This window comes from Streptomyces sp. f51, from assembly GCF_037940415.1.
Taxonomy (GTDB): Bacteria; Actinomycetota; Actinomycetes; order Streptomycetales; family Streptomycetaceae; genus Streptomyces.
In genome coordinates this window covers 3315533-3335920 of the sequence record NZ_CP149798.1, presented here as the reverse complement: position 1 = coordinate 3335920, position 20388 = coordinate 3315533, and the positions used below count along the sequence as shown (strand labels likewise).

General features: G+C 73.8%; 17 protein-coding genes. 7 read left to right on the top strand and 10 right to left on the bottom strand.

Translation table 11 applies throughout. The annotated features are described in order from the left end of the window. The first annotated feature begins 107 nt into the window (after window positions 1-107). Together WJM95_RS14550 and WJM95_RS14545 are read left to right on the top strand one after the other, a co-directional pair. A complete protein-coding gene (locus tag WJM95_RS14550) occupies window positions 108-500 on the top strand; it encodes a hypothetical protein (protein WP_339130135.1) in 393 nt (130 codons plus the stop codon). Next, on the top strand, window positions 497-1738 hold the full coding sequence (locus WJM95_RS14545; protein ID WP_339130133.1) for a DUF418 domain-containing protein: 1242 nt from the start codon (window positions 497-499) through the stop codon (window positions 1736-1738). The genes WJM95_RS14550 and WJM95_RS14545 overlap by 4 nt, the downstream gene beginning before the upstream one ends. Here the strand turns inward: WJM95_RS14545 and WJM95_RS14540 are convergent. The 8 genes from WJM95_RS14540 to WJM95_RS14505 all read right to left on the bottom strand — a co-directional run bounded on the left by WJM95_RS14540 (window position 1656) and on the right by WJM95_RS14505 (window position 10462). After that, a complete protein-coding gene (locus WJM95_RS14540; RefSeq protein WP_339130131.1) occupies window positions 1656-3452 on the bottom strand; it encodes a TraM recognition domain-containing protein in 1797 nt (598 codons plus the stop codon). The two genes, WJM95_RS14545 and WJM95_RS14540, sit on opposite strands and share 83 nt — an antisense overlap. Further along, complete coding sequence (locus WJM95_RS14535) at window positions 3449-5239, bottom strand: ATP/GTP-binding protein (protein ID WP_339130129.1); 1791 nt, start codon at window positions 5237-5239, stop codon at window positions 3449-3451. Before WJM95_RS14535 ends, WJM95_RS14540 begins: the two co-directional genes overlap by 4 nt. Next, the gene (locus tag WJM95_RS14530; RefSeq protein WP_339130128.1) at window positions 5236-6729 is read right to left on the bottom strand and encodes an SCO6880 family protein; all 1494 of its coding nucleotides are present in this window, start codon (window positions 6727-6729) and stop codon (window positions 5236-5238) included. Before WJM95_RS14530 ends, WJM95_RS14535 begins: the two co-directional genes overlap by 4 nt. Before the next feature lie 139 nt (window positions 6730-6868). Beyond that, complete coding sequence (locus tag WJM95_RS14525; protein ID WP_339130126.1) at window positions 6869-8101, bottom strand: hypothetical protein; 1233 nt, start codon at window positions 8099-8101, stop codon at window positions 6869-6871. A 1-nt stretch (window position 8102) separates the two neighbouring features. Further along, window positions 8103-8852 (bottom strand): hypothetical protein, encoded by a 750-nt coding sequence (locus WJM95_RS14520; protein ID WP_339130124.1) that lies wholly within the window; start codon window positions 8850-8852, stop codon window positions 8103-8105. A gap of 18 nt (window positions 8853-8870) precedes the next feature. Continuing rightward, window positions 8871-9158 (bottom strand): hypothetical protein, encoded by a 288-nt coding sequence (locus WJM95_RS14515; RefSeq protein ID WP_339130122.1) that lies wholly within the window; start codon window positions 9156-9158, stop codon window positions 8871-8873. A 135-nt stretch (window positions 9159-9293) separates the two neighbouring features. Beyond that, on the bottom strand, window positions 9294-9575 hold the full coding sequence (locus WJM95_RS14510) for a hypothetical protein (protein ID WP_339130121.1): 282 nt from the start codon (window positions 9573-9575) through the stop codon (window positions 9294-9296). Then, entirely contained in the window at window positions 9572-10462 is an 891-nt protein-coding gene (locus WJM95_RS14505) for a hypothetical protein (RefSeq protein ID WP_339130120.1), read from the bottom strand. The genes WJM95_RS14510 and WJM95_RS14505 overlap by 4 nt, the downstream gene beginning before the upstream one ends. Window positions 10463-10633: 171 nt before the next feature. On the opposite strand from WJM95_RS14505, the gene WJM95_RS14500 reads away from it, so the two are divergent. The 3 genes from WJM95_RS14500 (at window position 10634) to WJM95_RS14490 (ending at window position 13422) form a co-directional block, all read left to right on the top strand. Further along, window positions 10634-11461 (top strand): lytic transglycosylase domain-containing protein, encoded by an 828-nt coding sequence (locus WJM95_RS14500; RefSeq protein ID WP_339130119.1) that lies wholly within the window; start codon window positions 10634-10636, stop codon window positions 11459-11461. 11 nt (window positions 11462-11472) lie between these two features. Further along, window positions 11473-12567: a hypothetical protein gene (locus WJM95_RS14495; protein ID WP_339130117.1), complete on the top strand. Its 1095-nt coding sequence runs from the start codon at window positions 11473-11475 to the stop codon at window positions 12565-12567. A gap of 255 nt (window positions 12568-12822) precedes the next feature. Continuing rightward, a complete protein-coding gene (locus WJM95_RS14490) occupies window positions 12823-13422 on the top strand; it encodes a sigma-70 family RNA polymerase sigma factor (RefSeq protein WP_339130115.1) in 600 nt (199 codons plus the stop codon). A 170-nt stretch (window positions 13423-13592) separates the two neighbouring features. Here the strand turns inward: WJM95_RS14490 and WJM95_RS14485 are convergent, their stop codons facing one another. Next, window positions 13593-16550: a BTAD domain-containing putative transcriptional regulator gene (locus tag WJM95_RS14485; RefSeq protein WP_339130114.1), complete on the bottom strand. Its 2958-nt coding sequence runs from the start codon at window positions 16548-16550 to the stop codon at window positions 13593-13595. A 172-nt stretch (window positions 16551-16722) separates the two neighbouring features. On the opposite strand from WJM95_RS14485, the gene WJM95_RS14480 reads away from it, so the two are divergent. Together WJM95_RS14480 and WJM95_RS14475 are read left to right on the top strand one after the other, a co-directional pair. Next, on the top strand, window positions 16723-17376 hold the full coding sequence (locus WJM95_RS14480) for a rhomboid-like protein (RefSeq protein ID WP_339135565.1): 654 nt from the start codon (window positions 16723-16725) through the stop codon (window positions 17374-17376). A gap of 9 nt (window positions 17377-17385) precedes the next feature. Continuing rightward, on the top strand, window positions 17386-18792 hold the full coding sequence (locus WJM95_RS14475) for an FAD-dependent oxidoreductase (protein ID WP_339130113.1): 1407 nt from the start codon (window positions 17386-17388) through the stop codon (window positions 18790-18792). A 28-nt stretch (window positions 18793-18820) separates the two neighbouring features. Here WJM95_RS14475 and WJM95_RS14470 read toward each other — a convergent pair whose 3' ends face one another. After that, window positions 18821-20320, bottom strand: a complete 1500-nt coding sequence (locus WJM95_RS14470) for an MFS transporter (RefSeq protein WP_339130111.1) — start codon at window positions 20318-20320, stop codon at window positions 18821-18823. Between the last annotated feature and the right edge of the window lie 68 nt (window positions 20321-20388).

Genomic DNA, 20388 nt, shown 5'->3' with positions numbered 1-20388 from the left:
CCCACAACGGGGCGGTGGCGTCCGGTGGTTCAAAGGGCGGGTATGAACCGGTGGGACGCGGGCCCCGTTGTGCGTCCCAGGTGCGGTCGGCGGACGAAGGGATCGGTATGGGCGCGGAGTTGGTGCTGCTGGCGCTGTGCACGGGGTTCGGCCTCGGCTTTCTGACGCTGGCGACACGGTCGGCGCTGGGGGCCGTGACACTGTGGGTGCGCGGACTGCGGGTCATGGGCCGGGTGACGCCCCGCGGTGCCTCGGACCGGCGCCGGGGCGGACTCGTCGTGTTCTCCGACCATCTGGGGCGGGGGCTGGTCCTCGACCCCGGATGGCGGGGTCCGCTGTGCGGGCTGCCGCCGGTCGGCGGCAGCGTGCCCGTGGTCTACGCCCAGAACCGGCCGGCCACGGCCCGGCTGTGGACGCTGCGGTATCTGCTGGCGCCGTCGTTCGGATGGTTCCTGTCCTCGACCCTGGCGTTCGGCACCGGCGTCCTGGTGTCCTCGTGAGCCCTGGCCCGGCCGCGCTCGGGAAGACCTCGGGAGGGTCCGGCGGCTCCGGGCGGGTGGACGGGATCGACGTGCTGCGCGGCTTCGCGCCGCTGGGCATCCTGCTCGTCAACGCCCAGCTGATGGCCGGCCCCTACACCGCGTTCGGCGGTGGTCCCGGCGCCTCCGCCGCGGACCGGGCGGCCGCGTGGGCGGTGACCGCGACCACCACCGTCTACCAGCTCTTCTCCTTCCTGTTCGGCTACAGCTTCGTCCTGCACCGGCGGGCCGCCCGGCGGGCGGGCGCCGTGTTCCCCGCGCTCCATCTGCGGCGCACGGCGGGCCTGTTCGGCCTCGGTCTCGCGCACGCCGTGCTGCTCTACCCCGGCGACATCCTCATGACGTACGCCGCCCTCGGGCTGATCCTCTACGGGCTGCGCGACCTCACGCCCGAGGCCGCCGTGCGCCTCGCGGCCGCCCTGGTGGCGGGCCTCGCCGTGCTGCTGCTCGGGTACGGGCTGCTGACCGTCGCCCTCACCGAGCCGCTGACCCCGGCCGCGTACGCGCCCCGGGTCGCGGACACCGTGGCCGCCTACCGGGGCGGCGCCCTGTCGGTGATCGGGGCGCATCTGCGCGAGCTGCCCACCGCGCTCGGCGCCAACCTGATGTACGCCCCGGACATGCTGGCCGCGTTCCTGGCGGGACTGGCGGCGGCCGGGGCGGGTCTGGTGGAGCGGCGCGGCCGGGACCGGCGGTGGCTGCGGCGGACCCTGACACGGTGGCTGCCGGTCGGCCTGGCCGGCGGGGTCGTGACCGCGTGCTGTGCGAACGGGCCCCTGGACAGCCGGTGGTTCCTGGTCGGGCACGCGGTGTCGCTGCTGACCGCACCCGCCCTCACGGCGTCGTACGCGTGCGCGGTGCTCCTGCTGGCCGGTGCCGCGCGCCCGGTGGCCGACGTGCTCGCCGCCTCCGGGCGCATGGCGCTCAGCCACTACCTCACCCAGTCGCTCGTCCTGGCCCTGGTGTTCACCGGCTACGGCCTCGGGCTCTACGACCGGGTCGGCACCGCCCTCGTCCTCGCGGGCTGCGTGCCGCTGTACTGCCTCCAACTGGCCTTCGGCGCCTGGCTGATGAGCCGGGTCCGCTACGGGCCCGCCGAACTGCTGCTGCGCACGCTCACGCTGGCGCGGCGTCCCGGCCGGGTGCCGGCTTGCCCAGACTCACGCCCGGCAGCGCCCGTTCGGCCGCCCGTCGTGTGATCGCCTCCGTCTCCGCCCTCGCCGCCGCCGAGATGGCACCGGCCCCGGGCTCCTTGTACCAGGGGCGCAGCCGGATCAGCGCGGGCCTGACGCCGGTCGCGAGGAGCAGCGCGGTCCCCTTGGGCAGGGCGCGGATCCGGTCGGGCGGCAGGACGGCCTCCTGGCGGTAGGAGTACGAGCGTGACGTGCCGTCCTTGCTGCGCGAGACGCTCGGGGTGCGGACGTCGTGCTGGCCCACGAGGGTGGAGATCTTCTGGACGAAGTCGGCGTCGTCCAGGCCCGCGCCGAGGAGCTTGACGGTCGCCGCGCTCCAGAGCGCGTCCATGCCGACCTCGCCCCACACCCGGGCCCCCTGGCGGTAACTCTGGAGCAGCGTCACGACGTTGATGCCGCGGGAGCCGAAGTGCGAGTACAGGTCGGGGAGATCGGAGATGCGGCACACGTTGGCCGCCTCGTCGAGCACCGCGGTCAGGGGCGGGTCGAGGCGTCCGCCCATGCGTTCGGCGGCCACGACCCCGGCCCGCATCGTCGCGTCCGCGAGCCCCGCGATGACACCGGCCGCGGAACCGCCGCCGTCCTTGGACAGCAGGTAGAGCGTGTCGTGGCCGAGGACGTGCCGGTCGGGACGGAACTCGGGAAGGTCGGGGTCGGGGGTGACCCAGGCGAGGATCTCGGGGTCGAGGAGACAGGAGACGGTCTGCCGGGCGGTCTCGTAGATCCCGTCCCGTGTCTCCACCGCGCCCCGCACCGTGCCTTGCAGCTGCTCGGCCATCGCGACGAGCCCGACCTCGCGGAGCAGGTCGACCGGGGTGCGGTCGGCGGGGTCGGCGAGCCAGCCGAGGAGTTCGGTCAGCGGGGTCCCGGCGCGGGCGGCCGCGAGGAAGAGCGCGGTGAGGGTGTTCTGCGCGGCCGAGATCCAGAAGTCCTTCTTCGCGGTGTCGTCGTTGACGGACGCGACGAAGTGGCCGGCCATCCGGCGGGCGCCCTCGATGGTGTGGCACTCGCCGAGGATGTTCCACCACATCGCGCGCGGGGTGTGGGCGATGCCCTGCGGGTCGAACGTCCAGACCGTGCCCGCCTTCGCGCGTTCGGCGCGGGTGACGGCGTACACGTCGGACTTGTTGGAGGTGAGCAGCACGGCGCCCTGGGCCCGCAGCACCCGGGGCACGGCGATCCCGGTCGACTTGCCGGCGCGGGGCGCCATGAGGTCGAGCTCCACGTCCTCGTAACTGCTGCGCAGTTCGGGGCCCTTGGGCTCCAGGTCGCCGAGGAGGTTGCCGGTCTCGTCCGGGTGCACCTGGTCGCGGCCCTTGAGACCGGGACGCAGCTCGCGGGCGCGGGCCTCGATGCCCTTGGGGCACATGGCGGCCAGTTCCCGCCGTCCGGCCAGGCCCTTGGGGCGGGCGGAGCGGCCCATGAGCAGGTGTACGAGGAGGGCGACGGGCAGCGCGAGGAGGGTCAGCAGGCCGAGCATGCCCGCGTAGACGGCGGCGGCCGGCGCGTCGGGCCAGAGCGCTCCGGGACCGCCGGAGACGAGACGGGTGACGGTGGACAGGGCGAACGGGGGCGCCGCCCAGCCGCTGCCGGAGAGCCCGGAGCCGAGGGTGCCGCCGGACCAGACGACGGTGAACACCAGCAGACCGGTGCCGGCGACGGCGACGACGGCCCACGGCAGCAGGTCGTGCGGGTCGCTCCCGCCGCGGGGGCCGCTCACGCGGTCCACCGCCCGGCCGCCGCCTCTGTCCCCGGGGCGCCGGGGGCGCCGGGGAGCCCGTGGAGGCCTTCCCGCGCGGCCCGTGCCACCTGTTCGGCGGCCCGGGCGGCGGCCTTCTCGACGGCGTCCTCGTTGGGCGTCCAGCGGGTGTTGGTGTTGTGCAGCCGGCGTTCCGCGTCGGTGATGGCGACCTTGATGGGGATGCCGGGGCGGCCGCCGACCTTGATGAGGAAGCGGCCGCGGCCCGGGGGTTCCTCGTTGTCGCCGTTGACGCCCCAGCCGGGCGGCGACGACCAGGACGACACGAGCTCGATCTCGCGCCGGGAGAGGCCGACCACCTTGCCGAGGTCCTCCATCTCCGTCTTCGGCAGCCCGGCGCACACCACCATCCCGGCCCGCTCGACGAAGCCGCGGGCCTTGGCGCGGTCGGCGTCCGTGCCGAGGGCCTCGGCGTCCTTGAGGGTGTGGGTGATCTTCGCGTCGCCCAGGCCGAGCGAGCGGTTCAGCCGGGTCAGCGCGTCGATGCGGTCGACGATGCCGGAGGCGGCGCGCAGCGGGCGCCACAGCTCGTCGAGGACGGTGAAGAACCAGCGCCTGGGCGCGAGTCCGGCGTCCGCGAGGGCGTGCGAGGCGGCGACCGTGCCGAGCCCGTCGGACCAGGCGGCGAGCATCGCGGCGGCGGTGAGCTGGGTGTCCGCCTCACCGATGCCGGAGATGTCGATGCACACGGCGGGCGCGTCGGGGTCGATCCGGGTGGACGTCTCGGAGGCGAAGGTGTCGCCGAGCGGGCCGTCGAGGATGCCGAGCAGGGAGCGGTGCAACGGGTCCACGGCGTCCCGGTAGCGGGCGTCGTCACCGCGGTCGAGGGTGACCGCGCGTACCCGGGGCGGGCCTTCGGTCAGCACCCGCAGCACGTCGGGCAGCAGCACCGCCCGGCCTTCCGGGGTCCGTTCGCGCAGATGGTGCAGGACGGCGGAGAGGACGGACTGCTCGTGGTCGTCCATGGGGCGGCCGCGGACGATGGTGATGAGGGCGGCGACCATGTTCAGCACGCGGCCGTGGGCCTCGGCCTTCAGGACCTCCCCGGCCTCGCCGCCGATCTTCGCGGCGGCCTCGCCCATGGCGCCGGGGTCGAGGACGTTGATGCCGCCCCGGCCGCGGCCGATGGAGATGACCTGGCCGCCGAGCGCCCGGACGGTGTCGGCGTAGTCGGGCTTGAGGTCGCCGAGGACGAGCGGGACGACACCGGTCGCGGCGAGCCCGATCAGCATGCGGTTGACCAGGGTGGACTTGCCCAGACCCGGCATGCCGAGCATGAACAGGGAGGGGTTGGAGATGTAGCGGGCCCGGGTGAACCAGTTCAGCGGGTCGCCGCACACGGTGGCGCCGGTGAACAGATGCTGCCCGAGCGGTACGCCGGTCATGGGCGAGCCGGAACCGGCGGCGAAGGGCCACATGCCGCAGGCCTGCACGGTGGTGGCCCGCCACATGGTGGGAGGGTCCATGTAGCCGACGCGGCCGCCGCCGACGCCGTACCAGCCGCGGTGCGGGACGAAGAGTTCCCTGGGTTTCGCCTGAGCCTTGGACGCCTTCTTCGCAGCGCCCTTCGAGGTCTCCTTCGCAGCGCCCTTCGCCGTGCCCTTCGCCGCCCCCTTCGAGGCCCCCTCGGTCAGGGCGCCCGCCGTGCCGTCTCCCCCGTCCGCGCCCCCGCCCACGGCCGTGAGCGTCTGCCGCTCCTCGGCCAGCCGGTCGGCCCGTTCGGCCTGCTTCTGCTCGCGCCGGCTCACAGCGCCTCCTGGAGTTCGTGCGGGACGAGGGTCTGCTCCCAGGGGAGGATCCCGGCGGGCAGGGTGCAGCTGAACGCCGCCGCCTGCATCCGGTCGGCGGGCCGCATCAGCACGCGGGAGGCCGCCGTCAGGTTGCGGACGGTGACGCTCGCGTCCGCCAGTTCCTCCATGCTGTCCACGGTGACCGTGAGCATCAGGGAGAACTCCACGAGACCGGCGCCCGAGGCCTCCTCGGCCGCGGTCTGCTCCGCCGCCCTGACCTCGGAGGCCGCGCGGGCCTGCACCATGCCCTTGCCGGACGAGGCCATGAACTGGGCGCTGCGCCGGTCCGCCTCGACGATGCGGGCCGAGGTGGCGGGGTCGATGGGCCGGTAGACCAGGGCGACCCGCTTGCGGCGGGTGCCCGGGGCGGCCTCCAGCATGCCCCGGAGCACGGAGGAACGGATGGTGCCGCGCGGCGCCAGGGTCAGCAGCCAGGTCCGCGAGACACCGGAGTCGTGCTGGTAGCTGTTCACGGTCTCGACGGCGGCCGCGGGGCCCGCGTCGTCCCACTCCAGGCCCGTACCGCCTTCCAGCGCACGGGCGTTGAGGACGTCGGCGGCGACGGCGGGGTCGTAGGCGACCCGGACGACCTCGGCGATCCGCTCGGCCGACAGCGGGTAAGCGGCCCCGCCTCCGGCCGCCACGAGTCCGCTGAGCAGACCCGGGATGCGGATGGCGAGATCGGAGATCACGTCGTCCTTCTTGCGCCGCTGGCCCGGCGGGACGCCGTAGGTCAGGGTGACGTAGGTGTGCATCTCGGACGACGCGCTGGGGTAGCGGTCGACGACCTCCTCCATGACCGCGCGGGCGGCCGGCGGGGCGTCGGGGTGGATGCGGGGCAGCACCTCGTGGGCGAGCCGGGTGCCCGGGTCGGGGGCGGTCTCCACGATCACGGTGGCGCCGCGCAGCCCCGGTTCGTGGGCCAGCCGCGCCAGCCACTCGCCCCACAGCGCGACCCACACGTCGACCTGGTCCGGGTCGATGAGCGAGCCGCCGTCGGGGTCGCAGCCCAGGACGATCGTGTACAGGTTGCGGACCGGGTGGTGCAGGACGCCGAAGGGGCGGTCGTAGGCGTCCCGGCCCTCGGTCGCGGTGACCTTGTTGAGCAGGCCCGGCGGGCGGAACCGGCCGCCGGGGCGTGCGGACAGCGGGCCGGACACGTACAGGTGCGCGCCCTTCGCCTTGCGGCGCCACCAGCCGATGCGCAGGGTGATCAGCTGGTAGACGTTGCGCCCGTCCTGGGTGCGGACGGCGAGCGGCACCAGGAACACGACGGTCGGTACGAGCACGACCAGCGCCGCGTACAGCGAGATCAGCGACGCCAGCAGGGTGACGACGAGTCCGCCGAAGACCCCGAAGGTGCCGACGAGTCCGAGCGGCCCGAGCCCCGGCCGTCGTGGCCTGCGCCAGTTTCCGTAGGTCGGATGGATGACGGCTTCCGTGGACATGGGTCCGGTTTCCCTTCGGGAGGTGACGGGGGTCGGGCACGGCGTGGTGGGACCGCCGGGTTCCCGCGGGGGGAGCGGGAACCCGGCGGCCGTTCATGGAGGGGGAGAGGAACGGCGGGGGCGGGTCAGACGGCGGGGATCACTTGTTGTGGCCCAGTTCGCCGTCGGCGCCCTCGACGGCGCCGGTCACCGTGGCGCCGGCCACCTGCGCCGCGGCCACCGCCGCGAGGACGGCGACCCCCGCGGGTCCGGCGGCCGCGGCCGCGCCGCCCGCCGCCGAGGCGCCTGAGGCACCCGAGGCACCGGCCCGGCCCGCCGCGGCCGCGCCGTTCGCGCCGCCCGAGCCCGTGGCGCCCGACTCGCCGCCCGCACCGGCCGAACCGCCCGCGCCGGAGGAGCCGCCCGAGCCGCCGGACCCGGTCGCACCGCTGGGCCCCATCCCCCCGCCGGAGCCGGAGGCGCCCCGGCTGCCGCCGAGCTGGACCGCGCCGCTCGCGAGGCTGGAGCCCGCCTGGCCCATGGAGGACATCGGGTTGCCGGTGCCCATGGCCGCGGTCGCGGGCACGATGAGCTTCAGCAGCGCGGGCAGGGCGATGGCCGACAGCAGCATGACCCCGATGCCGGCGATCCGGGTGTTGATCGTGCTGACGTCACCCGTGCCGCTGTTCTTGCCCGAATTGATCATCGCCATACCGGCGTTGAGCACCAGGGCGACGGCGGGTTTGTAGAGCAGCCAGGCGATCATCCAGCCGATGTGCTTGCGCCACCAGCCGGCACCCCAGTCGGTCATCGAGGCGGCGGCGGCCAGCGGGAGGGTGCCGAGCAGCAGCATCATCACGCCGAGCCGGATGTACATCAGGACCGTGTGGACGATCCCCGCGATCAGCAGCAGGAACGCGAGGACCAGCAGCAGGAAGGACTGGATCCCGCTGCCGTCCGAGCAGGCCCCGACGTTGTTCAGCGAGTCCCGTACGGCGTTGTTGAAGAGGTAGTTGGAGTAGCTGTCCCCGACGGCCGCGGCGGCCACGACGACGGTGGTGGCGGCACCCGAGACGAGCACCACCCGCATGATGCCCTTCAACGCCGTGCGGCCCGCGTCGCCCTTGCGCTCGATGGCCATGCGGCAGGCGGCGAAGAGCAGCGAGCCGACGGCGAGGTAGACCACGATCCACTGCGTGTCGCTGCTGATGTCCTTCGACGTCTGGGTCTGTTCCAGCGTCGGGACGTTGGTGGTCAGCGCGGCGAACACCGCGACCGCGCCCGCGAGGATGGTCTTCGCGATCAGGTCGACGATGGTCCCGATGGGATCGCCGAGGAAACTGAAGAACCCCTTCACCAGGTCGATGACCGGATTCCCGGACGTGCAGTTCACGTCAAACCCCCCACAGGACGAAGCCGTTGGTGCTCTGGACGGCCGACACCGGCGAGTGCAGCGATCCGTTGTCGTCGGCCACGACCTTCCAGTCGCCGCCGCTCCAGCGCAGGGAGATGTCGGTCGCCGCGTATCCCTGGGCACTCTTGATCAGCAGCCGGACGGTCGCGGCCCGGTCCGCGTACGAACTCACCGAGAAGCCCGCGTACGTGGCGACCGTGGTGCCGCTGTTCTGCGTGTCGGTGCTCTGGACGGTGGCGCGCTGGAACTCGAACATGTCGCGGCCCCGGCCGGAGACGACCTGCTGCTCGGTGACGGTGCGCCAGTCCGAGCCGCTCATCTGCGAGGGGATGACATGGGCGGCTAGCGCGGCCCCGGTGGGCGTGTGCGCGTAGCACCACCACAGGGGCCCCTGGATCCGGGTCGGCCCCGCGGAGGCGGACACGGGCACCCGCGCGACCCCGAGCGTGCGCCAGGCGATGTCCTTGGGCGCGGCCTTGGGCGGTTCGGATCCCGCGCTGTCGTCGGTACGGCAGCCCCGGGGCCGGCCGTCCTGCACGGACGGGCCGGCCAGCGGGCCGGAGGAGGCCGCGGCGTTCGCGTGGGCCGTGGTCGTGTCCGGGCCGGACAGCACGGTGACGACCCCGCCCACCACGGCCACGACGGCCAGGAATCCAGCCGACAGCTGCCAGCTGCGCTGCTTGTAGTACGGCCCGGATTCCGCGAGCCGGCGCTCCCTGCGCTTGAACATCACGACCGTCCGCCGGGCCTACGCGAAGACGAAGCTGATCAGCGGGCCCGCGGTGGCCACGAGGACACAGCCGCCGAGCACCATCCCGAGGCGGCTCATGTGCTCTGAGCTCTCGCCCCGCTTGACGGACACCGCCATCATCGCGCCGGTGATCAGCACCCCGGCGACACCGGCGGCGGTACCGGCCCAGGCGGCTATGCCGAGGACGGTGTTGACCTTGGAGGTGAGCTCTCCGGGCGCGTTGGCCGCGGGCTGCGGGACGCCGGCGGCGAGGACGTTGGAGGCTGCTTCGAGCAGAGAGGACATGACGGTCTCCGAGGGATTCGGCGCCCGCCGGAAGCGGTGGGCGCGGGGTGACTGGCTTTGCGGGAGGGCGTGCCGGGGCCGGGGGCCGGGAGGCCGTGTCCGCGTGGTGGGCGGTCAGGGCCGGCACGCCCGGGATCAGGGGCCGAGGAGCTGGAGGCTGCCCAGGGCCGCGACGAGCGGTCCCGCGCACGTGGCGACCAGGCAGCTCAGGGTGACGAAGAAGACGCCACGGAAGTGCTCGCCGCCCTCGCCCGGGTCGCCCCGGCGCAGCTGGAGCGCCATCTGGATGCCGACGATGATCAGCCCGCCGACGCCGCAGGCCGAGGCGCACCACGCGAGCAGGCCGAGGATCGTGTCGGCCTCCACGGGCGGGGTGTAGGCGGCGAGGAGGCGCGGGTCGAGGGGGGAGGGGTTCACGAGACGGCTCCCTCGCCGTAGAGGTCGGCGCCCACCAGTGCGGCGAGCGTGGCGAGTTGCCTGGGAACGGACTTCGGGTGCCCGCCGGTGCGCCAGGCCGGTATCCACGGCACGCGGTGGACCCGGGCGACGGAGCGGAGTACGCGGATGCGGCGCAGCAGGCCGAGCGGCAGCCGTCCGGGGGCGTCGGCGACGAGGACCACGCCGAGCAGTTCGAGTCCCTGGGGGGCGTCGCCGTCCTTGAGCGCGCCGAGCGCCTGGGAGACGGACCGCAGTCCGCGCGCGCTGGTCCGGCCGACCAGGACGACCCGGCGCGGCTCGCCGCGGGAGGGGTCCGGCCAGCGTGCTCCGACCTCGACGCCGCCGAACACCTCGGCGAGCGAGGTCGCGCCGGAGCCGCCGTGCGCCTTGACCCAGCCGATCTCCTCGCGGGACGTGCCGCGCGCGGCCCTGGGCCGCTTCGGCCGGCCCCAGGACGGCTCCTGGGCGGGAGCCTGTGCCGTACGCCGCCCGGGAGCGGACCGCGCCGGGACGGCCTTCGGCCGGGGCGCCGCGGCCTGTGCCGGGCCCGCCGCGCTGAACGTTTGCTGTCCTGCGGGGACTTGGGCGTGACCGGACGCGGGCGCGGCCCCGACGCCGGGGGTCGGGGCGGCCTGAACGGTCGCGGCCGGTGTGACCGGAGCCGCGGTGGCCGGAGCCGCGGTGGCCGGGGCGGCCGGAGCCGGGGCGGCCGGAGCCGCGGCGGCCGGGGTCTGAGGTGCCGGCGCCGGGCCGGTCCCTTCCGCCCCGGGAGCGGCGGGTCGTGCTTCCGGTGACGTCTGCCGCGGGTTCTTCGGCCCCCGTACCCATGCCCCCGGGCCCGACGGCATCGCCGAAGGAGTGCCCATGTGTGCCCCGCCCCCCTCTTCGCTCGTTGATCGGCTGCTCTGGCTCATCTGGTTTCCACTGGTTTGAACTTCTTTGCCCCGGGGCCCGTTTGGATCTGTCGAGCCCGTCGGACAGCACAACGGGCCGTGTGGCCACAGCGGTTCAAGGCGAGGGGAAGAAGGCGGGCGCCCATGAGCGAGGAGAGCGGGGAAGGCGGTACGTCGGCCGCCGTACGGAACGGGATCATCGCGGGCACCGGCTGCGGCTGCCTGCTGTCACCGCTCGCCCTGGCCGGGACGCTGGTCGTCGTGGTGATCCTGGGCGGGTTCGGCGTCCTGCTGGCCCCGCTCATCGCGCTGTATCTGCTGTTCCACGGAGGCGGGGGCGATCCGCCCAGTCAGGACACGGCGGACCAGACCCTCGGCATCTTCCAGGGGGACGGCAAGGGCGAGCTGGACACGTCCACGGTCCCCTCGGACCTGGTGGACCCGATCCAGAAGGCCGGTGAACTGTGCGGCGCCATCGGCCCCATCGTCATCGCGTCCCAGATCGAGAAGGAGTCGGGCTTCAACAGCGCCCTGGTCGGCCCGAACGGCGAGAAGGGCCTCTCGCAGCTGCCGCCCGACGTCTTCACCCAGTACGGCAAGGACGACGACGGCAACGGCAAGACCTCGGCCCTGGACGCGAAGGACTCGATCATGGCGCAGGGCCGCTACCTGTGCGAACTGGCCAAGCAGGGCCAGCAGATGATCGACGCGGGCGAGGTGGACCAGAGCGACGGGAACGGGACCACCAACACGGTCCTGGACCTCGCGCTGGCCGGCTACGACGTCGGGATGGACGCCGTCCGCGCGGCCAGGGGCGTGCCGCGGACGAACGAGGCCCAGGGCTATGTCCTCGCCATCCGGGCCCAGTTCGCGAAGTACCAGGGCATCGGCGCACCTCCCTCCGGCGCCACCCCGGGCGTCACGCCCGACCCGGACACGACCACGGCCGGCCCCTCGCCGGCCACCACCTGAGGAGGACGGCCATGACCCGCTTCGATGTGTACATCTCCGGCGACGGGCTCGCCGAGATCGACGGGAACACCCTGGTCCCCGAGCCCGGCGAGTCCGTGCACGAGGCCGTCCTCGACCGCCTGGAGGGGCACGCGCGGGAGCGGGGCGCCGCCGTCGTGGCGACGGTGTACGACAGCCCCGGCGCCGCCCGATTCCTGCTGGAGGTCCGCCCGGACGGATCCAGCCGAGTCCTGGACCCGGACGACGAACCCCAGCCCGAACCCGAGCCCACCACCGCACCCGGGTCCGCGCCCCCGGAGACGGGAGTCGGCACGGCCGCCGGGCCCGATCCCACACCCCCGGCCACCACCGCCGGACCCGGGTCCGCGACCCCTGAACCGGGAGCCGGGACGGCCACGGGACCCGGTTCCGCGACCCCGGAGACGGGTCACGCCACGGTCGCTGGACCCGGGTCCGCGCCCCCGGAGACGGGAGCGGGCACGACCACCAGGCCCGTGTCCCCGGCCCCCGCGGGCGTTCCCTCCACCGTCGTCGTTCCCGCGCCCTCCCCGGAAGGCGCCTCCGCCGTCGCCACCGCGGTCGCCCGGGCGCGGGCCACGGCCGCCGCACGCGCCGAGATGCCGGACCCGGCCGCCGTCGCGGCTCCCGCCCTCACCACGGCTCTCCCCGCCGACCTCACCGAACGGATCGCCCGCGTCAACGCGCTGGCCGCCGACGGCCGCCTCGACGAGGCGTTCGCCGACGCGAGCGAGCTGCGCGAGAGCCTGACGGACGCGCTGGGCGCCGAGCACCCGTACGCCGTGGAGGCGCGGGCCGTCGAGGCGTACCTCGCGCATCTGCGCGGCGACCACCGGGAGGCCATCGTGCTGGCGCTGGCCGTGGCCCGGATCCGCTGCGGGGCCAGGGACGGCCGGGCGCCCGCGGAGGTGGCGCGGGCCGCGGCGGCCTGGCAGCAGCTCGACGACGACCGCGCCGTCGTCGCCCACGGACGCGAACTCCTGCACATGTGGGCCATGTTGGACCGCAACGGGCTGCTGCCCCCCGGCTACGCGGCCCTCATCGGGCAGGTCCGCGGACAGGTCGACGACCTGGAGGCGTACGTCTGATCCCCGGCCCCGCCCCCGCGACCTCACGTCCCGCGCCCTCACGTCCCCGCGACTGCGCGGCCCGCGGCCCGGACCCCCGCGCCCCCGACCCCACGGCCACCTCTGGCCACACCCGCCCCGACCAGCGCGTCCATCGCTTCGTAGACCCGACGTCAAACGAACGTGGAACGCCCCTCGGAACACTCCGTTCCCCCGGAGGCCCCGGCCCCAGGTCCCTCTGCCGGCCCGGTCGTCCCAAGGAACAGGAGCACCACCATGAACGTCACCGTCATCGGATCGGCGAGCGCGGCCTCCTCCGAGGAGCGGGCGCTGCGCGACCTCTACCTGGAGCACGGCCCGGCGCTCTACACGTACGTGCTGCGCATGCTGGGCGGGGACACACACCGTACCGAGGACGTCATCCAGGAGACGCTGCTGCGCTGCTGGAACAAGCGGAACCTGGTCGACGACGAGGGGATGGCCGTACGCCCCTGGATGTTCCGGGTCGCCCGCAACCTCGTCATCGACGCGCACCGGACGCGGATGGCGCGCCCGCTGGAAATAGGCGGGGCCACCTGGCTGGGCGAACTGGGCGCCGAGGTCGACGACATCGAGCGGATGCTGTCGTCCATCGTGGTGCAGGAGGCGCTCAGGGCGCTCACACCCGCCCATCGCGACGTCATCCGGGCGACGTTCCTGGAGGACCGCACCACCCAGGAGGCGGCGGAGGCCCTGGGCATCCCGCAGGGCACGGTCAAGTCCCGCGTGTACTACGCGCTGCGCAGCTTACGGCTGGCGCTGCGCGAGCACGGCGTCGTCGCGGACGCGGACGGCCGCCCGCGGCAGCCCGGGGCGGCCGACCGGACGGCCGCCTGACCCCACCCGTCCGCACCCGGCGGTGCCCGACCGCGCGGCCCGTGCCCGACCGCGCGGCCCGTGTCCGGCCGCACAGCCCGTACGGCGGGCCGCACCCCGGCGGTGGTCAGACCGCGGCGGCTCGTGTCCGGCCGCACGGCCCGTACGGCGTCCCGCACCCCCGGCGGTGGTCAGACCGCGTCGGCCCGTGCCGGTCCGCCCTCCCCGGGCCCGGCGGCGTTCAGGTCGCGCAGGGTCTCCCGGAGGTCGGCGGCCTCGGGGTGGGCGTTCTCCTCCAGGAGGGCCAGCGCCGCCCGGAAGGCGCCGATCGCCGCCTCGCGGTCGCCGGCGGCGAGCCGGGAGTCGGCGATGTGCCGCAGGGTGTCCGCCTCCAGATAGTGGTCGCCGACCTCGCGGTACAGCGCCAGTGCCCGCTCGAACCGTTCGACGGCGGCCTCGTACTGGCCGAGCTGGTGGTGGGCGTAGCCGACGCTGTCCTGCGCCGCGGCCTCGCCGATCGGATCGCCGGTCTCCTGGTGCAGCGCGACGGCCTTCTCGCAGTGCTCCATCGCCCTGTCGTGCTCGCCGAGCAGGATGTACGTCCAGCCGACCTCGTTCAGGACGACGGCCTCGCTGCTGATGTTTCCCTCGGCCCGGTACAGCTCGCGGGCCCGCGTGTAGTGGTCGAGCGAGACGGTGAACCGGCCCTCCCCGTTGGCCTGGTAGGCGAGGCAGCGCCGGGTGCGGGCCTCGCCGGGTCCGTCGCCCTCGGCGCGGAACAGCTCCAGCGCGCGGCCGAGGTCCCGCCGCGCCTCGGCGGAGTGCGCGAAGCGGGTGTGGAAGAAGCCCAGGCCGCGCAGGGCGTGCGCCTCGCCCGTCCGGTCGCCGACGGCCCGCGCGGCCCGCAGCGCGGCGCTGTTGATCTCCATCAGGTCGTGCCAGAAACCGAGCCGGTCGAAGTACAGGTCGAGGCCGGCGGCGGTCCGCCACGCGTGGTCCTCGTAGCCGTGGGCGGCGCCGTGCTCCACGACCGACCGCAGGACGTGCCGCTCGGTGCGCAGCCACTGCATGGCCTGCCGGCGTCCGGTGAACCGGACGGTGCCGCCGTCCGTTGTGCTCGTCGGCAGGGGAAGGGTCTCGCGCAGCGGGTTGATGATCGCGGAGGCGTGGTGGGTGGTGTGCAGATAGTGGTCGTGCATGCGCCGCAGCGCCTCGGCGCGCCGTTCCCCGGTGTCCTCGGTGTCGGCCAGTTCACGGGCGTAGGCGCGCAGCAGGTCGTGGAAGGCGAAGCGTCCCGGCGCGTGCTCGCCGAGCAGGCTGGCGCCGGTGAGTTCGGCCAGCAGAGCGCGCACCGGCCGTGCGGGTGCCGCGGCGAGGGCGGCGGCCGAGGCCGTGCTGATGTCGGGTCCCGGGTGCAGGGACAGCCGCCGGAACAGTTCCGCCGCGGGGGAGGGCAGCGCGTGGTACGACCAGGAGAAGACGGCGCGCGCGTCCGTGTGGGCGTCGCCGCCGGCGAACGCGTCCAGGCTCCCGTGCGTCTCGCGGAGTTCGCCCACCACGTCCGCGAGCCGGAAGCCGGGGTGGTGCGCGGCGCGGGCCGCCACGATGGCGAGGGCCAGCGGCAGCCGTGCGCAGAGCCCGACGATGGCCTCGGCGGCCTCCGGTTCGGCCTCCACGCGGGCCGTGCCGAGGCGGCGCGTGAGCATCGCGTGGGCCTCGCCCGCGGTCAGCGGGCCGAGGGTGAGCGGGTGGGCGCCGTGCCCGGCCACGAGTCCGGTGAGCCGGCTGCGGCTGGTGACGATGACGAGGCAGCCCGGGGTGCCGGGCAGCAGCGGCCGGACCTGGGCGCTGTCGCGGGCGTTGTCCAGCACGATCAGGACGCGCCGGCGGGCGAGGACGCTGCGGTAGAGGGCGGCCTGCGCGTCGAGTCCCTCGGGGACGGCCTGCGGGGCGACGCCGAGGGCGACGAGGAAGGTCTCCAGCGCCTCGGAGGGGTCCATGACGGAGCCGCCCTGGTCGTATCCGCGCAGGTTCACATAGAGGCTGCCGTCGGGGAAGCGGTGGGCGACCCGGTGCGCCCAGTGCACGGCCAGGGTGGTCTTGCCGGCCCCGGCCATGCCGTTGATGAGCCCGATGACGGCCGTCTCGGGATGGCCTTCGGCGGGCAGCAGCGCGTCCACCTGGCCGAGTTCGGTGTCCCGTCCGGTGAACAGGGGCAGATCGGACGGGAGTTGGGAGGGGTGTACGTCACCTCCGGCGTGCGGCGGATCGTCCCGGCCGGGGTCGTCCGCCGGTTCGGTGTCCGGGCCGTCCCCGGGGCGGGCGGCGCCGGTGTCCGTGGCCGGTACGGGGACAGGGGGCGGCGACAGGTCCGGGTCCCCGGCCAGCAGCCGGGCGTGCGCGGCCCGCAGGGAGGGGCCGGGTTCGATGCCGAGTTCGTCCACGAGCGTGCGCCGGGTGCTCGCGTAGACCTCAAGGGCCTCGGCCTGCCGGCCGCAGCGGTACAGCGCCACCAGCAGCAGTTCGCAGACCGCCTCGCGCAGCGGCTGGTCGGCGCGCAGTGCCACCAGTTCGGGCAGCACCGCCTCGTGGCGTCCGAGTTCGAGCTCGACGCGGAGCCGGTACTCGAGGGCGGTCAGCCGCCGCTCGTTCAGGCGTGTCCGCTCGGCCTCCGCGAAGGGGCCGGGGACACCGGCCAGGGGGGTGCCGTGCCAGTTCGTGAGTGTGGTGTCCAGCAGCCGGGCGGCGGCGCGGCCGTCGCCCCGGGCGCGGCGCCGTTCGGCCCGCGCGAGGTTCTCCTCGAAGTCGCCGAGGTCGCTGGTGATCCCCTCGGTCCGCAGCGCGTATCCGTCCCCGATGGACACCAGGAGCCGGGGCGGGGCGCCGGGGGACCGGCCGGGCTCCAGCAGCTTGCGCAGCCGTGACACATAGGTGCGCAGCACGGGGACGGCCCCGGTCGGCGGATCGTGCCCCCAGAGCCCGTCGACGAGTTCGCCGACGCCGACCGCGCGGCCGCGGCGCAGGAGCAGTACCGCGAGCACGGCCCGCTGCTGCGGCGAGCCGAGGGGCAGTTCCGTCTCGCCCCGCCAGGCGCGCAGCGGACCCAGTAACGAGAAGCGGAGCACTCCCGCACCATCAGTGACGTTCACGGCACCAGAGAGTAGCGAGGGCCGTTACGAACACCCGGTCGATTCGGCCATTTCACAGCCACATGTTGCGTACGCGACACATGGGGTTCCTGCCGAAGGCCCTCTCGGCACGGGTGGCTCGTCCGGAATACCGGTCGCATACGGGACACTACCGGCATGGGTGAAGCAGGCCATGCGGGGTGAGCGGTTCTTCCACAGGGTGTGGATGTACGTGCGCGGTGCGCCGGGCACGTACGTCTGGCTGACGATTCTCTTCATCACCACCGTGGCCCTGCACCACATGTCCCCGGATTTCGAAGAGGACTTCCTGCGACAGCGCTCGACCAATCTCCACGAGCTGTCGAACAACCCGGTGCGGGTGCTGTTCGCGAGCGCCATGTGGATCGACGGCGGGCGCTGGCTGCCGTACGCCGTGCTCTACACCCTGTTCCAGGCACCGGCCGAACGCTGGCTGGGAACCGCCCGCTGGCTCGCCGTCAACGCGGTGGCCCATGTCGTGTCGACGCTGGTCAGCGAGGGTGCGCTGCTCTGGGCGATCCAGCACGGTGTGGCCCCGCACTCCGCGGTCGACACCCTCGACGTGGGGGTGAGCTACGCCCTGGCGGGGGTGGTCGGCGTGCTCACCTACCGGATCGCGCCGCCCTGGCGGTACGCCTATCTCGTGGTCGTGCTCGGGGTGTACGGAATTCCCCTCGTGACCGGACGGACCTTCACCGATCTCGGGCATTTCACCTCGGTTCTCCTCGGCCTGGCCTGTTATCCGTTGACCAGAGGGCGCGGAAAAGCATGGAATCCGAAGGAGACAGTCACCGCTCAGCGGAGTTAACGTCCCGGCATGAGCAGCTCGGTGGGCAAGGTCAGGAACGGTGGCGTCTCCTTCTGGTACGCGGAGGACGGTCTGCCCGCGCCCCGTGAGCCGCTGTCCGGCGACGCGACCGCGGACGTCGTGGTGGTCGGCGGCGGCTACACCGGACTGTGGACCGCGTACTACCTGAAGAAGGCGGCCCCCTCCCTGCGCGTCACCGTCCTGGAGCAGAGGTTCTGCGGCTACGGAGCCTCCGGGCGCAACGGCGGCTGGCTCTACAACGGCATCGCGGGCCGTGACCGCTACGCGCGCCTGCACGGCCGGGAGGCGGCCGTACGGCTCCAGCGGGCCATGAACGACACCGTGGACGAGGTCGTCCGGGTGGCCGCCGAGGAGGGCGTCGAGGCCGACATCCACCAGGGCGGCGTCCTGGAGGTGGCGTACACGCCCGCCCAGCTCGCGCGGCTGAAGGAGTTCCACGAGCACGAAATGTCGTTCGGCGAGAAGGACCGCGAGCTGTACGGCGCCGAGGAGACTGCCGCACGGATCCGGGTCGCGGACGCGCTGGGCTCGGCCTGGACCCCGCACGGGGCCCGGCTGCATCCGGTGAAGCTGGTCAGGGGCCTCGCCGCGGTCGTCGAGGCGCTCGGCGTCACCGTCCACGAACAGACGCCGGTCACCGAGATCGGCCCGCGGCGGGCCGTCACCCCGTACGGCACCGTCAGCGCCCCCTACGTCCTGCGCTGCACCGAGGGCTTCACCGCGAACCTCAAGGGCCAGAAGCGGACCTGGCTGCCGATGAACTCCTCCATGATCGCGACGGAGCCGCTGACCGAGGGACAGTGGGCCGAGATCGGCTGGGAGGGCCGCGAGACGCTCGGCGACATGGCCCACGCCTACATGTACGCCCAGCGCACCGCCGACGGCCGTATCGCGCTCGGCGGCCGCGGGGTCCCGTACCGCTTCGGCTCGCGCACCGACAACGACGGGCGCACCCAGCAGGCCACCGTCGACGCCCTCTACGAGATCCTCGTCCGGTTCTTCCCGTCGCTGACCGGAGTCCCGGTCGCCCACGCCTGGTCGGGAGTCCTCGGGGTCCCGCGCGACTGGTGCGCCACCGTCACCCTGGACCGCTCGACCGGCCTCGGCTGGGCGGGCGGCTATGTCGGCTCCGGCGTCGCCACCGCCAACCTCGCCGCCCGCACCCTGCGCGACCTCGTGCGCCAGGACTCCGGAGAGGCGGGTGCGACCGGGCTGACCGAGCTGCCCTGGGTCGGCCACAAGGTCCGCAAGTGGGAACCGGAGCCGTTCCGCTGGATCGGCGTCCACGGCATGTACGCGACCTACCGCACGGCCGACCGCCGCGAACTGACCACCCGCGGCGCGCGGTCGTCCGCGCTGGCCCGGATCGCGGACCGGGTGGCCGGGCGCCACTGACCCCCCGGGGCGGGCGGCGGACCGACGGTCAGCCCACCGACTCCGGGACCGCCGCGCCCGACGCCACGTGCTTGGGGGCCTTGGCCGTGACCATGAGCCCCGCGACGAGGCCGGCCAGCAGCATGAAGCCGGTGGCCCACCAGATGGCCACGGTGTACCCGTGGACGACGCCCTCGCGGACGATCAGCGCCTTCTGCGCGGGATTGCGCAGATGGGCGGTGATGTAGGCCGTGCTGGCGGTGGTGGCGATGGTGTTCAGCAGCGCCGTGCCGATCGAACCGCCCACCTGCTGCGAGGTGTTGACCGTCGCGGAGGTCACGCCCGCGTCCTGCGGGGCGACCCCGGCGGTCGCGGTGGCGAACACCGGCATGAAGGTCAGACCCATGCCGAGGCCCATCAGGATCAGGCCGGGCAGCAGTTCCCCCGCGTAGTCGGACTCGACGGTGAGCCGCGTGAACATCGCCACGCCGCCGGCGGCGAGGAGCATGCCCGGCACCATCAGCATGCGCGGTGCCACACGGGGCAGCAGCCGTGCCGAGATCTGCGTCGAACCGATGATGATCGCGACGGTCAGCGGCAGGAACGCGAGCCCCGTCTTCACCGGCGAGTACCCGAGGATGACCTGGAGGTAGTAGGTCATGAACAGGAACACGCCGAACATGCCGATGATGGCGAGCCCCATCGTCAGGAAGCAGCCCGCGCGGTTGCGGTCCTTGACGATGTGCAGCGGCAGCAGTGGGCTCGGGGCCCTGTTCTGCCACCACACGAACGCGGCCAGCAGCGCGATCCCGCCCACGATCAGGCCCAGCACCAGCGGGTCCGACCAGCCCCGCGAGTTGGCCTCGCTGACCCCGTAGACGATCGCCACGAGCCCGCCGCAGCCCAGCACCGCACCGGGCACGTCCAGCCGGACGTTCTTGTGGCCCGGCCGGTCGCGCAGCAGCCCGAACGCGCCGAAGACCGCGATGACCGCGATGGGGATGTTGACGTACAGGCACCAGCGCCAGTTCAGGTACTCCGTCAGCAGACCGCCCACGATGAAGCCGATCGCCGCCCCCGAGCCCGCCAGCGCGCCGTAGATGCCGAACGCCTTGCCGCGTTCCTTGGGGTCGGTGAAGGTCGTGGTCAGCAGGGACAGCGCCGAGGGCGCGAGCAGCGCGGCGAAGGCGCCCTGGAGCGCGCGGGCGCCGAACAGCATGCCGGACGTGGTCGCCGCGCCGCCGAGCCCCGAGGCCAGCGCGAAACCGATCAGCCCGATCACGAAGGTGCGTTTGCGCCCGACGAGGTCGGCGACCCGCCCGCCGAGCAGCAGCAGCCCGCCGAAGGCCAGCGTGTAGGCCGTGATGACCCACTGCCGGTTGCCGTCGGACATGCCGAGATCGCGCTGTGCGGAGGGGAGAGCGATGTTCACGATCGTCGCGTCCAGCACGACCATCAGCTGGGCGAGCGCGATGACCACCAGCGCCCACCAGCGATGGGGGTCGGGGCCGACCGGCGCCTGCGGTTCACCTGTCCGGGTGACACTCATTGGCTCAGAAGACCATGAATCGGAATGAGTCGCATCTTTGGACTATTTCGCCCCGCGCGGCGGGTTCG

Bases quoted from the DNA above. Each gene is read 5' to 3' on its own strand.
- WJM95_RS14505 (WP_339130120.1), bottom strand. From the start codon at position 10,462: ATGGGCACTCCTTCGGCGATGCCGTCGGGCCCGGGGGCATGGGTACGG.
- WJM95_RS14530 (WP_339130128.1), bottom strand. From the start codon at position 6,729: ATGTCCACGGAAGCCGTCATCCATCCGACCTACGGAAACTGGCGCAGG.
- WJM95_RS14495 (WP_339130117.1), top strand. From the start codon at position 11,473: ATGACCCGCTTCGATGTGTACATCTCCGGCGACGGGCTCGCCGAGATC.
- WJM95_RS14550 (WP_339130135.1), top strand. From the start codon at position 108: ATGGGCGCGGAGTTGGTGCTGCTGGCGCTGTGCACGGGGTTCGGCCTC.
- WJM95_RS14490 (WP_339130115.1), top strand. From the start codon at position 12,823: ATGAACGTCACCGTCATCGGATCGGCGAGCGCGGCCTCCTCCGAGGAG.
- WJM95_RS14470 (WP_339130111.1), bottom strand. From the start codon at position 20,320: ATGAGTGTCACCCGGACAGGTGAACCGCAGGCGCCGGTCGGCCCCGAC.
- WJM95_RS14520 (WP_339130124.1), bottom strand. From the start codon at position 8,852: ATGTTCAAGCGCAGGGAGCGCCGGCTCGCGGAATCCGGGCCGTACTAC.
- WJM95_RS14480 (WP_339135565.1), top strand. From the start codon at position 16,723: ATGCGGGGTGAGCGGTTCTTCCACAGGGTGTGGATGTACGTGCGCGGT.
- WJM95_RS14515 (WP_339130122.1), bottom strand. From the start codon at position 9,158: ATGTCCTCTCTGCTCGAAGCAGCCTCCAACGTCCTCGCCGCCGGCGTC.
- WJM95_RS14475 (WP_339130113.1), top strand. From the start codon at position 17,386: ATGAGCAGCTCGGTGGGCAAGGTCAGGAACGGTGGCGTCTCCTTCTGG.
- WJM95_RS14500 (WP_339130119.1), top strand. From the start codon at position 10,634: ATGAGCGAGGAGAGCGGGGAAGGCGGTACGTCGGCCGCCGTACGGAAC.